Annotated in this window: 13 protein-coding genes; 12 read left to right on the plus strand and 1 reads right to left on the minus strand. The window is 49.9% G+C overall.

Annotated features, from left to right (window positions below; translation table 11 throughout):
* The first annotated feature begins 100 nt into the window (after nucleotides 1-100).
* Nucleotides 101-1,324, plus strand: a complete 1,224-nt coding sequence (locus IYN85_RS19165; RefSeq protein WP_255533788.1) for an FAD-dependent monooxygenase — start codon at nucleotides 101-103, stop codon at nucleotides 1,322-1,324.
* Nucleotides 1,321-2,571, plus strand: coding sequence for a UbiH/UbiF/VisC/COQ6 family ubiquinone biosynthesis hydroxylase (locus tag IYN85_RS19170; protein WP_196160560.1), 1,251 nt, complete (start codon nucleotides 1,321-1,323; stop codon nucleotides 2,569-2,571). The genes IYN85_RS19165 and IYN85_RS19170 overlap by 4 nt, the downstream gene beginning before the upstream one ends.
* Here the strand turns inward: IYN85_RS19170 and trmL are convergent.
* Nucleotides 2,566-3,030: a tRNA (uridine(34)/cytosine(34)/5-carboxymethylaminomethyluridine(34)-2'-O)-methyltransferase TrmL gene (gene trmL, locus IYN85_RS19175; RefSeq protein ID WP_196160561.1), complete on the minus strand. Its 465-nt coding sequence runs from the start codon at nucleotides 3,028-3,030 to the stop codon at nucleotides 2,566-2,568. The genes IYN85_RS19170 and trmL overlap by 6 nt on opposite strands.
* 242 nt (nucleotides 3,031-3,272) lie before the next feature.
* Between trmL and IYN85_RS19180 the strand changes: the two genes are divergently transcribed.
* Genes IYN85_RS19180 through IYN85_RS19225 form a run of 10 tightly spaced genes read left to right on the plus strand, consistent with a single transcriptional unit; the run spans nucleotide 3,273 to nucleotide 13,222 of the window.
* Nucleotides 3,273-4,232, plus strand: a complete 960-nt coding sequence (locus IYN85_RS19180; RefSeq protein WP_196160562.1) for a hypothetical protein — start codon at nucleotides 3,273-3,275, stop codon at nucleotides 4,230-4,232.
* Nucleotides 4,229-4,840 carry a PilN domain-containing protein gene (locus IYN85_RS19185; protein ID WP_196160563.1) on the plus strand — a complete coding sequence of 204 codons (612 nt, stop codon included), beginning with the start codon at nucleotides 4,229-4,231 and terminating at the stop codon, nucleotides 4,838-4,840. The genes IYN85_RS19180 and IYN85_RS19185 overlap by 4 nt, the downstream gene beginning before the upstream one ends.
* Entirely contained in the window at nucleotides 4,840-5,487 is a 648-nt protein-coding gene (locus IYN85_RS19190) for a hypothetical protein (RefSeq protein ID WP_196160564.1), read from the plus strand. Before IYN85_RS19185 ends, IYN85_RS19190 begins: the two co-directional genes overlap by 1 nt.
* The gene (locus tag IYN85_RS19195) at nucleotides 5,480-5,830 is read left to right on the plus strand and encodes a hypothetical protein (RefSeq protein WP_196160565.1); all 351 of its coding nucleotides are present in this window, start codon (nucleotides 5,480-5,482) and stop codon (nucleotides 5,828-5,830) included. The genes IYN85_RS19190 and IYN85_RS19195 overlap by 8 nt, the downstream gene beginning before the upstream one ends.
* 4 nt (nucleotides 5,831-5,834) lie before the next feature.
* Nucleotides 5,835-7,373: a pilus (MSHA type) biogenesis protein MshL gene (locus IYN85_RS26500; RefSeq protein WP_196160566.1), complete on the plus strand. Its 1,539-nt coding sequence runs from the start codon at nucleotides 5,835-5,837 to the stop codon at nucleotides 7,371-7,373.
* A gap of 5 nt (nucleotides 7,374-7,378) precedes the next feature.
* Nucleotides 7,379-8,278, plus strand: a complete 900-nt coding sequence (locus tag IYN85_RS19205; protein ID WP_196160567.1) for an ExeA family protein — start codon at nucleotides 7,379-7,381, stop codon at nucleotides 8,276-8,278.
* Nucleotides 8,275-9,366, plus strand: a complete 1,092-nt coding sequence (locus IYN85_RS19210) for a lipopolysaccharide assembly protein LapB (protein WP_196160568.1) — start codon at nucleotides 8,275-8,277, stop codon at nucleotides 9,364-9,366. Before IYN85_RS19205 ends, IYN85_RS19210 begins: the two co-directional genes overlap by 4 nt.
* Nucleotide 9,367: 1 nt before the next feature.
* The gene (locus IYN85_RS19215; protein WP_196160569.1) at nucleotides 9,368-10,210 is read left to right on the plus strand and encodes a hypothetical protein; all 843 of its coding nucleotides are present in this window, start codon (nucleotides 9,368-9,370) and stop codon (nucleotides 10,208-10,210) included.
* Entirely contained in the window at nucleotides 10,207-11,985 is a 1,779-nt protein-coding gene (locus tag IYN85_RS19220; protein WP_196160570.1) for a GspE/PulE family protein, read from the plus strand. Before IYN85_RS19215 ends, IYN85_RS19220 begins: the two co-directional genes overlap by 4 nt.
* On the plus strand, nucleotides 11,978-13,222 hold the full coding sequence (locus IYN85_RS19225) for a type II secretion system F family protein (protein ID WP_196160571.1): 1,245 nt from the start codon (nucleotides 11,978-11,980) through the stop codon (nucleotides 13,220-13,222). Before IYN85_RS19220 ends, IYN85_RS19225 begins: the two co-directional genes overlap by 8 nt.
* The last annotated feature ends 59 nt before the right edge of the window (nucleotides 13,223-13,281 follow it).

Below are 13,281 nucleotides of genomic sequence, written 5' to 3' on the forward strand. Positions count from 1 at the left end.
GCTAGGGAGTTCTTTTTGAAGAAACTTGTACCGATCCAAATGAACCATTCCATGTAGGCTGGTATTATCTACAGTTATATATATAAGACTAAGTTGAATTATGGAAAGGTACGAGCTGGTTGTAGTGGGTGGAGGAATGACGGGTTTAACCTTAGTTGCGGCTCTCCAACCCGCCATTGAACAGGGTATGAAGGTCGCGCTCATTGATCCTGCGCAAAAACCAAACGCAGTTCAAGCCGGATCGCCCAGTTTTGATGACCGGGCAACGGCGTTGTCCGCCCAAACACTGGCCTCTTTGCAAGACATCCAACTGCAGGGCCTGGAACAGGTAATTTCTAATATTAGGCGCATAGAAGTCAGTGATCAGGGCCATGTTGGCTATCATGAAATGACTGCGTCACAAGCCGGGTTTGATCGCTATGGCGCCGTCATCGCCAACCGGGCACTGGGTAGTTTATTGTGGCAACGGACACAAAACCTGCCCATCGATTGGCACTTTGAAACCGAGGTCAGTGCCATCACTCCCTTTGCTCAAGGACATCGTCTGACGCTCAGCAACGCGACTGAGCTGGAAGCCGGGTTGGTTCTGTTATGCGACGGTGGTCGCTCATCGCTTGCGCAACGGCTTGGCTTTCACACCCAACAAAAACCGTTTCATGCACATGCCCGAGTTGCCACGGTGAAAACCAGCCAACCACATGGAGGCTGTGCGTTTGAACGCTTCACGGCGAGTGGTCCTATCGCCCTGCTGCCGTTTGGCGAATACAGTGCCCTAGTCTGGACGCTACCCGATGCGCAACTGGCAAAAATGCCATCCACCCGAGAGACAGCCCTGCAGTGGCTCAACGAACATTTCGGTCAGCGTTTGGGCACCATTACCGACATCAGCGACTGGCAGGACTACCCACTGACCGAGAAGACTATCGACATGCAAGCCAGTCATGGTCTGTTGGTGTTAGGTAACAGCGCAGCCACCCTCCACCCTGTCGCGGGTCAAGGCTTCAATTTAGCGATACGGGGTCTCATGCGGGCAGCTCGATTAATCTGTCAGATATGGGGGGATCAAAAAACTCTGCCGAACTTTGCACAGCTCAACAGCCTCGCTGGTGATATTCTGTCGGACCAACAACAAACTGTGTTGTTCTCCCGTGAGCTGATCAATACCTTCGGTTCCCACAACCCCCTGTTGCAACTGGGAAGAGGTATTGCACTCGGCAGTCTGGATCGTCACCCCAGCTTCAGTAAAACCTTTGCGTTGGCGAGTATGGGGCTGTTGGCAGGCACTCCGACATTATCTGGTTTCAATAAAGGACAGGCTTCATGATGCAGCAACAAGACAAACGCGACGTAATCATTTCAGGGGCGGGCATGGTGGGCCTCGCGCTTGCCATCGCCGCCCATAAAGTAGGCCTGACCGTTACCCTGATCGAACAGGGAAAGGCGGTGATCGCGGTTGATGAAGCCGACGTTTTTTCGCCCAGAGTCAGTGCACTGAATCTGGCCAGTGAACATTTACTTCGAAACCTGGGCGCTTGGGACCTGATTCCGACGCACCGTAAAACGCCCTATCGAGATATGCGGGTTTGGGATGGATTAGGTCAGGGAGAGATACACTTTGACGCGAACAGTGTGCAAAAACCCCATCTTGGCCATATCGTTGAGAACAACTTTATCTGCGATGCCTTGTGGCAAGTTGCCTACGCACTGCCAGGAATCGACATTCTGACCGAAGATTCCATTCAACACTGGCAGCAAGACGACAACCATGTGCACGTCGAGACCCAACAGGGAGCCATCCTGCATGGCTCGGTGTTGGTCGGCAGTGAAGGTAAACAGTCTCCGGTACGAAAACTGGCCAATATCGATTTATGGCAATGGGATTATCACCACACAGCCATTGTCACCACCGTCCGACACACCAAGCCCCATCAGCAGTGTGCTCATCAGGTGTTTCTGGAATCTGGCCCGTTAGCGTTCTTACCGTTAACGTCCGGCAGCGCCCATGTCAGTTCCATTGTTTGGTCCGCCAAGACCGAAGAAGCTGAGCGATTAATGACACTAGACGATACCGCTTTTATGGCGGCGCTGAGCAACCGAACAGAAGGCCGCTTGGGCGATATGACCCAGATTGATTCCCGCTTTGCATTTCCGCTGACCGCGCAACAGGCGAAAACCTATCGCGACGGACGGGTCGTGATTGTTGGGGATGCAGCTCATACTATCCACCCATTAGCGGGACTAGGGGTGAACCTCGGTTTTCTGGACGCAGCCGTATTGGCCGATGTCTGGCAGCGGGCCAAACAGAAAAAAACCGACATTGGGCATGATTTCACGTTGCGCCGTTTTCAACGACAGCGCCAAGCGCACAATCTCGCCGTCGGTGGCTTGATGGAAGGTCTGAAACGACTGTTTGATACGCAGTTGGCTTTGCCGGTCATTCTGCGCAACACCGGTCTTAAGTGGGTCGACCAGTCAGCTCTGTTGAAACGCCCACTTGTTATGGGCGCATTGGGCGAAGCAGGCGTTTACTTACCGCCGCTTTGCCGCAGTAACCCAGAGCAACCGTTATAACTTACCGGCGAAGCCATTTTGCCGCCAGGCCTCATATACCATGATGGCCACCGTATTAGACAGGTTCAAACTGCGACTGTCTGGCAGCATAGGCAAGCGCAGTACTTGTTCCAACGGTAAGCTGTCGCGGATGGAGGCGGGTAAACCACGGGTTTCGGGTCCGAACATCAGGTAGTCACCGGCTTGAAACTGCACATCGGAATAGCCGTGCTTTCCCTTAGTGGACAATGCAAACAACCGCTTGGGGGCAGCCTGCTCAATAAAAGTCTCGTAGTCCGGCCAGATACGTATATCGGCAAATTCATGATAATCCAGCCCCGCCCGTCGCAACGCTTTCTCATCCATGGAAAAACCCAACGGTTCAATAAGGTGTAATTCACACCCGGTATTGGCACACAAACGAATAATATTTCCCGTATTAGGCGGTATTTCAGGTTCAAAAAGTACGATATTGAACACGTGTCGGTCTCGAAGGTTTTTTAGAAGGGCGGGATGATAGTGCAATCACAGGCGATTACCAACGTTACGGCAAAGTCGACCACTGGTTCAGATTGAGCAACCAGGATATCAACGCACAATTTCACTGAAAAATCTTTGAAGTAGTTAAAAAAACCACCAAAATAGCTTACTGATCAGGTATTTAGCGATAACTCTTGCTAAACTACCTCCTAATTGTGTTAGAAGAATAACAAGGGCTGCCAATGGCGGGTGCCACACAAAAAAAATTCTCCAAACAGACCTGGCTCTATATGACGCCGACCGGATTGACGCTGGTCGAGACGGGTATGGGCAAAAACTCGCTGCCCTACTTACAGGTCATCGCACAGCTGAACGCGGAGAACCCGCTGGCTACACCCGTGAAACATGTCGACTGGGTCAAGCAACATGCCCCCAGCAAAATAAATCTGGTTTTATCTCATGCGCTTTACCAACTGTTGCTGTCAGACGTTCCCGATGTCCCGGCAGACGAGATGGACGACGCCATCGAACTGAAGGCGGCTGATTTATTGAGTTACGACATTGATGATGCCGTCATTGATGTCATTCAACTGCCGACGGATGCATATCGCGGTCGAATGCGCATGGCCTTTATCGTTGCTATGCGCAAATCACCTTTGGCCGACTGGCTTAAGGAACTCATTTTGCACAGTATCAAGGTCAACCTCATTGACATTGAGATCACACAGTTGCGCAATTTAGCCGTCTTTCATCAGAACATGAACGAATCCGGTTTCATGTATCTGCAACCGCTGCAAAGTCGATTGTTACTAACCTACAATCGTGAAATGGTGCTGTCGCGATCATTTGATATCGGTCTGTCCAGCCTGGTGAAAGAAACCACCGTTCACGACGGCGAATTGGAACTGACGGTAACCGAAGATACGCAATTTGAAATTCAACTTGAATCGCTGGTGCTGGAAGTCAGGCGCTCGTTTGATTATTACGAATCTCAGCTTGGCTTGGGCGCTATTTCAGAAATGCTGTTTCTCTGCGATGAACAACATGAATCACTGGTCACGGAATTGGCAAGTCGTTTGGGTGTACGCATATTGTTGTTGCGACCTCAGGATTTCATCGACATTCGGCTCAGCGACCACAACATGGACCCGGTAAATTACTTCAACCTGACCGGTCTGGTGTATCGAGAGGCGCTAGCATGACACGGCAGATCAATCTCAATTCAAAAACACTGCTGCCTGGCTATGGCCCCGTACAGTTACCGCTTTTTCTCGCAGCCATCGCCATTGCTCTGCTCGCCAGCGGTTTCTGGTCTTATCTGGCCTGGGCTCAACGACAATCTCTTTTAGCAGAGGAACAGCAATGGACTGTCACGCTAAATGAGCAGTTACAGGCATTGACCGAGTTCCAGGCAAACAATCCAAGCGTGGAAAATGAACCGGCGCTGCTGGCTGAGAATGAAAAGCTTAACCAGCAACTAAAAAAAGCCAGAGAGACTTACAGTGGTCTGGCGAATCAAGTCGAAAATGCTGTCGATGGCTTTCATCAGTCGCTGACGCAGTTGTCCGATTATGACCTGAATGGCCTTTGGTTAAGCAAGATCACGCTGAAAGATGGCAAACGGTATTTCTCACTCGCAGGTTTTGCGCGCGATCCGGAACTGATCCCGCAATATCTGGAACAATTGGGTCAATCTGAGTTTCAGGGATTAACCATTGCGCAAATGTCTGTGGCAAAAGAAGCCGATTCCGAGCTTTGGCGTTTCACTTTATCGAACAGCACCGATATTGCTGAACAGGGGGTTCGCTGATGTTGCAGAAACAGTTTTTCGCACTTCGCCTGCTGATCGAAAAAATCTCCGTACGTGAGCGCTACTTGCTGCTGGTTACGCTCGTAGCCCTCATTCTGGCGCTGACTCAGGGTGCTTTAATGGTGATTGGCCTGGATAAGCATGATTTGGTATTGCAGCGCATCGAACAGAAAAAAACGGAAACAGATCGAGTTAAACAGGTTCTGGTTGACTACCAAGCGGCCCTGAATAATCCGCAGGTTCTCGCTTTGCAGAACAGCAATAAGAAGCTATTGGATGATCTGTCCAGACTGGAGCAGAACATTGACCAGATCAACGACAAGCTGATGTCGCCAGATCGAATGATCGCTTTGCTAAAAGAACTGCTGTACAAAAAATCCAACCTGACCGTGGTCAAATTTGATGTACTGCCAATCACAACAATTGCCTCCAATGTTGATGGCGGCACCCTGTTCTACCAGCACAGCCTTTACATTGAACTGGAAGGTCAGTTTGAATCGTTAACGCTGTACCTAGATCAGATTGAAAACCTGTCTGAACAACTGTTCTGGGATGACCTGATTATTGAAACGGAATCCTTTCCAATCCTGAAAATACAACTCAACGTGCACACGCTCAGTCAAAATGAGGAGTGGCTCAATGTCTAAGTCATTTTTCACTGTTTTGCTGTTGTTGGTTTTTCAGTGTGTGTCAGCGAACCCCATGCAACCGGATAATATTACCGCCTCCAAACCAGCGACCAGCACCAATAAGCCCGTTGTGGCGAAGACCGTGCGTTGGCCTGCTTTAAGCAGCGTCATCATCATCGGGGAGTACCGAAAAGCCATTTTCAGCAACGCTTGGGAGCTCAACCTGGGGGAAAGCCGGTCAGGCTTCCAATTAATTTCGGTCGAGGCTGACCATGTCGTTTTGCAATACGGTAACACCCGGAAACAAATTAACTTATCAACCCTCGGTGAGACGAAGATCACACCGGTAGTCGAGGAATAATATTGTGCGCCGACACTTACACATCGCTAATCTGTCGCTGATCAGTTTGATCCTGACGGCCTGCGCGACGCCACCGACTGACGTTGGCATGCAGCCACTGAATGTCCGTTCCGAAATTGCGTCTGAACGGGCAAACGCTCTACCTCAACCAGCAGAACCGACAGCTGTGCAGTCCCCCTCAGCGTTAACTCAGGACCTACTGGCCATTAATACAGCACCGAATCAGGCGCAACGCATTAATGTCGAAGCCAAAGACCGACCCGCAAAGTTATTTTTTGCCGATCTCGGTGCCAGTCAGAACATCAATATTCTAGTCGACCCTCTGGTTTCAGAGCCGATCAACCTGTCACTACAAAACGTGACCTTTGCACAAATCATGTCTGCCTTGCAGGATACCTATGGTTTCGAATTTCAGCGCACCAGTTATGGTTACCGTGTCGCCCCCAACCAACTGTCTACCCGTGTTTATCGTCTAAATTACCTGAACCTGGAGCGTTCGGGGTCTTCAAAAACGGTTGTCGGAGGAGACGATACCAACACGGTCACCACCTCCTTCTCGGCCAACTCCGAAACCGGCAATGGCTTTTGGACGGGTATTGAACGGTCTATTCTGGGTTTTATCAGTAATGACACTAACATCGAAAAGCCCGTTATCATCAACAGTCAAACGGGTCTGCTGGTCGTCCATGCCACCACCAAAGAGCACGCCAACATCGCCAAGTTTCTGTCCGACGCCGAACTGATCATGCAAAAACAGGTCATCATTGAAGCCAAGATTGTCGAAGTGACCCTCGACAAAGAATACCGTTCTGGCATTAACTGGTCTTTCTTTAATGACAACTTTGGTAGTGACAACACTTCCGCTGGCTTTGGGCTCCAAGGTGATGCCCTTTCTGGAATTGGTAACGCGGGCGGGGTATTTAATCTGAGCTTATCGTTGGACAACTTCACGTCCATGCTGCAGTTACTCGATCACCAGGGCGACGTTCAAGTACTGTCCAGTCCACGAGTATCTACCGTGAATAATCAGAAAGCCGTCATCAAGGTCGGCACAGACGATTACTACGCAACCGTGAACAGTGTTGCCACCGGAGAAGATGGCGAAGTCACTCCAGCGGTTGAACTGGCGCAATTTTTCTCCGGCATCGCGCTGGATGTTACTCCGCAAATCGCTGGCGACGATTCGGTCACGTTGCACGTGCGACCAACGGTAACAGAAGTCATTGAACGTACGAAAGTCATCAACATTGGTGGGGAAAATTATTCATTGCCTTTGGCCTCGTCGAACATTCGCGAGTCGGACAGTATTATCCGCGCCAACAGCGGCCAAATTGTCGTTATCGGTGGACTGTTGCAGCACAAACAAGATGTCGGATCGACTGGCTTACCCTGGTTTCGCAAGCTACCGGTCATTCGTGGTCTGTTTAATCAGGACAGGCAAAGCCAGGAAAAAAGTGAACTCGTTATCCTGTTAAAACCAACGGTTTATGATGATTACACCACCATGAATGAAGTCGATACTATCTTGGACCGACTCGAATAATTGCCATGTACGAATCATTTTATGGACTGCAAAAACGCCCCTTCTCGCTGTCGCCGGATACGGGGCTGTTCGTCAATCTGATCGATCACGAACAGTGCTATTCGCTGCTCAAACATGTATTGGACAGCGGTGAAGGTTTTTTGAAAGTCATCGGTGATGTGGGCACCGGTAAAACTATCTTATGCCGCAAACTGCTGCGGTATCTGGAAAACCCAGAACAACAGCAGTTTCATTCCGTTTATATACCTAACCCAATGTTGTCTTCCGTAGGTTTATACCGCGCGGTGGGGCAAGAACTCGGGTTGAGCGCCGAACAACAGAAAGACAACGATGCCCTGCTCAGCCACATCACCGAGCGTATTCTGGCGTTAGCCGAATCGAATCGCAGCGTGGTCATTGTGGTTGATGAAGCGCAGTCCCTGCCTGCACAAACCTTAGAAGCCCTGCGTCTGATCACCAACCTGGAAACTGAACGCAAAAAATTGGTGCAAGTCATTCTGTTTGGACAAACCGAGTTGGATACCTTGCTCGCGCAAGACCGATTCCGCCAGTTGCGTCAACGCATTACGTTCTCCCATTACTTGAAGCCTCTGTCCCAACCGGAAACTCAGCAATATTTGGAATACCGACTCACGCAAAGTGGCTACAACGGTCCGATGCTGTTTTCAAAAAAAGCGGCTAAAGAACTTTTTGCGGTGTCGAAAGGTGTACCGAGGATGATTAATGTCCTCGCGCACAAAGCCTTAATGGCGGCGTTTGCCGATCGCGTCATGCAAGTCGACCATCGGCATATCCGGCGCGCAGCAGCCGACGATGAAACCCGTCAACCGATTAATATCGGTCTTTGGTTTGCCGTTGTCGCGGCGATAATCCTGTCTGCCGGTATTATCTGGAGATTCGTGTGAGCGCAATTCATCAGGCACTGCGACAGACCGATTCGGACGGAAACAGCGTAGCGCGGCATAACTTTAACCCGTTGACGCAACAAAAAACTGCGTCCCGCCATTTCATCAGCTACTACCTGTTGGGTTGCGCTTTTTTAGTCATCGCTGTCGGCATAGTCTTCTGGCCGCAATCTCAGTCTGCGCCCGTGGCGATAAATGTTATTGATTCCCAAGTTGCCACAACACCAGGTTCCATAGCTAACGATACAAAAGTTCTTACCGACAATGGTATGGTCATCAACAGCACGGACGAATCCGAGCCAACCACACTGGTTACCGAAGCGTTCGCGGTTACGACTGCAAAAGACAGACTAACAGCGACACCAATCGTGCAAAGCAGCAGTGAAAATGTAGAGAAGAACAGCGAGACTAGGCAGATAAGCTTAGACTCATCTCCAACTTTAACGGTTAGCACAGAAGCCACATCAAATGATGGGAAGAAAACGAAGGCTGCTCAGCCCGCTATACCTCAAGCACCTCTTGAAACTGAGGATAATACAGAAAACGATAAACCTAAAACTGACGCCTCTGCAACAACACCAACAGACGCGACAACTACATCGCTGCACGGGCAAACTACGAGTGTTATCACCGTCAGCACTAATACGTGGCAAGAAAATGTCACGGCTTACATTTCTCGTGGTGAAATAGAGCAAGCAGAAGCCGAACTCAAGCGCTGGATCAGTGCCTCTCCAAAGGACTCCGTGCCACGCATCTGGCTTGCGAAGATTTACATCAATAATGGTGTCTATCGAGCCGCCGAACCGCTGATAGAAACGATCAACAATAACGAGGCGAAAGCCCTGCTGGGTATTGCTTACGAACGAACGTCGCGCCCCGCACTCGCGGCCGCTATATTCGAAGAACTATACCGAGCGGATTCAAGCGAAGGAAAATGGTTGCTGTTTTGGGCGGTGAACACGGAGAACAGTGGTCAACTGGCGAAATCACTAGCGTTATACCAAAATTACCTTCAGGTTTTTCCAGCGGATGACGCTAACTTAAGTAACTTTGCGCAACAGCGCGTCAGGGTCATTCAGAGGCAGTAAGATGAAAGCATCTATTTTGCTTGAGACATTGCAACAGTATCCGGACCTGGATCAGGAAGCGATACTGGCTGTGTATGACTCCCTGCCAGGAAATGCCAAAGTCTCCGAATTTCGGGGCAAGTTAATTAAGACCGGAATAATGTCTTATACCCAAATCATGAATATTTTCGTTCACGATACTTTGATTCCCCAATCAAAAAAAATTCTGAAGAAGATTGAAGCGAAACGTAAAACTCAGGTGCATTTCAAACCGGAAAAGCACGAGCAAAAATTCCAAATTAAAGACGGCGACTACCTGTTACACACCGTCGCATTTGCTTCTGGCGAGTTACCCATTCAAGTACCGAAACCGGACCTTGCGTCGATGAAATTTAACGCTTCAGATGAAAAACAGGCGGTCATGTTGGCCATGGACCTAGTTGAGGTCGGTGAACTAAAAGAAGCGGAAGTGATCATCCTGGAAACGTTGGAATCCTTTAAAAATTCTCTCGCAGCGATAAACGTCTTGTGCTGGATGTATTTATGCACCGGTCACAACAGTCAATCCGAACAATGGGCAAAACATTGCATCAGTAAGGGCTTACGCGACCAGAGAACCATAGAGTTGTTGTGCCTGTCTGAACAGTTACAAAACAAGCATATGATGGCCGCCGCGCATTATCAGAAATTATTGCGACTGAAGCAGGTCAAATCCATTTGGTATCTGTTATTGGCCTACTCTCAGGAAAAGTCACAATGCCGCCGAGAGGCCGCCGAAAATTACCAGATTTACACCCGTATTGGCCGTGATGAAACACTTAAAGAATTTGCCAACCGACACTTGGAAGAGTTAACCGCACTATGACCACACAGGGCACGTCATCGACACCACCCAAAAAAATCCGGCTTGGCGATCTTATGGTAGAAACCGGTGCCATTACCGAAGGTCAATTGAACCTCGCGTTACAGGAACAGAAAATAACCGGTAAAAAAATCGGGCGTGTCCTGGTTGATATGGGACTGGTGGAAGAGCTGCAACTGCTACAGACGCTGTCACGACACCTGCAGATTCCATTCATCGAGTTAAGGCAATTTCAGTTAAACAATGACTTGATGCAAAAGCTCGATGAGTCCATTGCCCGACGCTTCCGTTGTCTTGTCTTATCGGAACACAAAGACGGTTACTTGCTGGCTATGGCTGATCCGTTAGACCTGATGGCCATCGACGAAGCCGAAAAAGTGTTACAGAAGCCCATTTATCCGACCATTGTCCGTGAATCGGAAGTCATCGCGACGCTGGATGTTGTGTACCGGAATACCAGTGAAATCGAGTCACTGGCCGGTCAGCTGGACAGTGAATTGTCGGCAAGCGATTTTGACCTAGCGGATCTCGCCGGAGAGTCGGATATACAGGATGCGCCGGTGGTGCGTCTGCTGCAGTCATTGCTCGAAGACGCTATAACCGTCAATGCATCTGACATTCATATCGAACCAGATGAAACTGTATTCCGGATTCGAAACCGTATTGATGGTGTGCTGCAAGAACAGGTCATCAAAGAAAAACGTGTTGCCTCGGCGTTGGTGATGCGCTTGAAAATCATGTCCAACCTGGATATTTCAGAACGCCGCTTACCACAGGACGGACGGTTCAACGTGCGCGTGAAAAACCGTTCCATCGACATCCGTATTTCAACCATGCCTGTGCAGTTCGGTGAATCGGTCGTCATGCGTATACTCGATCAGTCTGCGGGCCTGCAGTCCCTGGAGCAACTGGGGATGCCCGAGGAAATCCGTCGGCGCTTTGAGGTCATGATTGAACGGCCACATGGCTTGATTCTGGTGACTGGCCCTACCGGCAGCGGAAAAACCACCACCTTGTATTCAGCATTGTCAAAACTCAATACCCCGGCCAGGAAAATCATCACCGCTGAGGATCCCATCGAATACCGGTTAAGCCGCATCAATCAGGTGCAAGTCAACGCTAAAATCGACTTGACCTTCGCCCGGATTTTAAGAACTGCACTGCGTCAGGATCCGGACATAGTTCTGGTCGGTGAAATGCGGGATCAGGAAACAGTGTCCATTGGCGTTCGTGCGGCCATGACCGGCCACATGGTGATGAGTACATTGCACACCAATGATGCCGTCTCCAGTGCCATTCGTCTCGCGGACATGGGCGTTGAACCCTACATGGTCGCGTCGGCTCTGCGCGGTATATTGGCGCAACGGCTGTTGCGGAAAATATGCCCGGAATGCTCTGCGGAACAAATCGCCGACTCGCGCCAAAAACTGTGGCTGCAGAACATGGTCGGCGGAAAGTTTGTGAACGCTAAATTCTACAAAGGTACAGGGTGCTACCATTGCAACAACACCGGGTACCGAGGACGAATCGGCGTCTACGAGTGGTTAGAGCTTGATGACGACATGCTAATTGCGCTTCGGGACCAAAACCACAATGCGTTTATCGATGCGGCGCGCGCGAACCCTAACTTTGTCACCATGGAAGAACTGGCACTGCAATACGCTGAAAAGGGTATTACCGACCTAGAAGAGGTATTCCGGATTTCTGTTGATCTCGATGATTTTGAAGGCGACCGTCCGCACTTGGACGTCGACCATATAGGTGAAGATCTTGGCTGAATTCAGTTATCGCGGTCGCAGCAGTGACGGCCAATTGGTCGAAGGCACTCTACAGGGCGCTTCGCGGGCAGCAGTCCTGAAGCAGTTAAAACAACAAAACATAATTGCCACCAAAATTGAAGCGGGCTCTGCCAAAGCGTCAGGGTCGTCAGTGCGCGGCTCTGGCTTATCCATCAATATCGCAGCGTTGTTTAAACCGCACAAAGTGTCGATGGATGACATGATTATGTTCAGCCGACAAATGTACGCGCTGACCCGATCGGGCATCCCGTTGATTCGGGCGATAAACGGTTTAGCAGACGCCACTCGATCACCGGTGCTTTCGGAAGTGTTGCGTGACATCACCCGAAGCCTGACTCAGGGAACAACCTTGGCCAATGCGTTCCGTGCGCATCCGCATGTGTTTGGTGAGTTATTTATCGCCATGATCCGAATGGGTGAAACTACTGGTCGGTTAGACTCCGCTTTTCGGCAGCTCATTGACCATCTTGAACTGGAAAAAGACACTCGAAAGAAAATTGTCGCCGCGACTCGTTATCCGATCATCGTGACCGTATTCATATTCATTGCCCTGTTTATTGTGAACATTTTTGTGGTCCCGCAATTCTCCAGCATTTTCAGCAAACTGGGGGCCGATTTGCCATTGCCAACCATTGTGCTGATTGCCTCGTCGAATTTTATGCTCAAGTTCTGGTGGTTAATTGTTGGCTTGCTGGTGATTGCCATTGGTTCTTTCATTTATTGGAAAAAAACACCTGAAGGTCATCTGCAATGGGACAAGTTTATCTTGAAAATTCCGATTCTCGGCGGCGTGTTTGAACGTGTCGCACTGGGCCGGTTTGCCCGCCCTTTCGCAATGATGCTGGAAGCCGGTGTCCCACTGTTGCAGGCTTTAACAGTCACCTCACGAACCGTGGGCAATGAACATGTCGGCAAAGGCATCGAAGGGATGCTGAACGGTATCGAACGTGGTGAATCGCTGCTGGCGACGGCGTCGTCCAGTGGTATGTTTAACCCGCTCATTCTGCAAATGATCGCGGTGGGTGAAGAAACCGGTAACGTCTCTGATCTACTCGTAGATATAGCTGATTTTTACGATCAGGAAGTGGAATACGACTTAAAACGCCTGGCGGAATCCCTCGAGCCCATTCTGTTGATTTTTATGGGCGCCATGGTCCTGGTATTGGCGTTGGGTGTATTTTTACCGATGTGGGAACTCGGTGCGGCCTTTAATTAGTTGAGAGGCGCAACAAAAAAACCACGTTGCTGATACTTTTTCAATTTTCAACGCAATGC

The sequence above is a fragment of the Reinekea sp. G2M2-21 genome (assembly GCF_015687175.1).
In the GTDB taxonomy this organism is placed as follows: Bacteria; Pseudomonadota; Gammaproteobacteria; order Pseudomonadales; family Natronospirillaceae; genus Reinekea.

What these genes read in the sequence shown, in the direction of transcription:
- IYN85_RS19165 (WP_255533788.1), top strand. Translation starts at nt 101, where the DNA reads ATGGAAAGGTACGAGCTGGTTGTAGTGGGTGGAGGAATGACGGGTTTA.
- IYN85_RS19170 (WP_196160560.1), top strand. Translation starts at nt 1,321, where the DNA reads ATGATGCAGCAACAAGACAAACGCGACGTAATCATTTCAGGGGCGGGC.
- IYN85_RS19180 (WP_196160562.1), top strand. Translation starts at nt 3,273, where the DNA reads ATGGCGGGTGCCACACAAAAAAAATTCTCCAAACAGACCTGGCTCTAT.
- IYN85_RS19185 (WP_196160563.1), top strand. Translation starts at nt 4,229, where the DNA reads ATGACACGGCAGATCAATCTCAATTCAAAAACACTGCTGCCTGGCTAT.
- IYN85_RS19190 (WP_196160564.1), top strand. Translation starts at nt 4,840, where the DNA reads ATGTTGCAGAAACAGTTTTTCGCACTTCGCCTGCTGATCGAAAAAATC.
- IYN85_RS19195 (WP_196160565.1), top strand. Translation starts at nt 5,480, where the DNA reads ATGTCTAAGTCATTTTTCACTGTTTTGCTGTTGTTGGTTTTTCAGTGT.
- IYN85_RS19205 (WP_196160567.1), top strand. Translation starts at nt 7,379, where the DNA reads ATGTACGAATCATTTTATGGACTGCAAAAACGCCCCTTCTCGCTGTCG.
- IYN85_RS19215 (WP_196160569.1), top strand. Translation starts at nt 9,368, where the DNA reads ATGAAAGCATCTATTTTGCTTGAGACATTGCAACAGTATCCGGACCTG.
- IYN85_RS19220 (WP_196160570.1), top strand. Translation starts at nt 10,207, where the DNA reads ATGACCACACAGGGCACGTCATCGACACCACCCAAAAAAATCCGGCTT.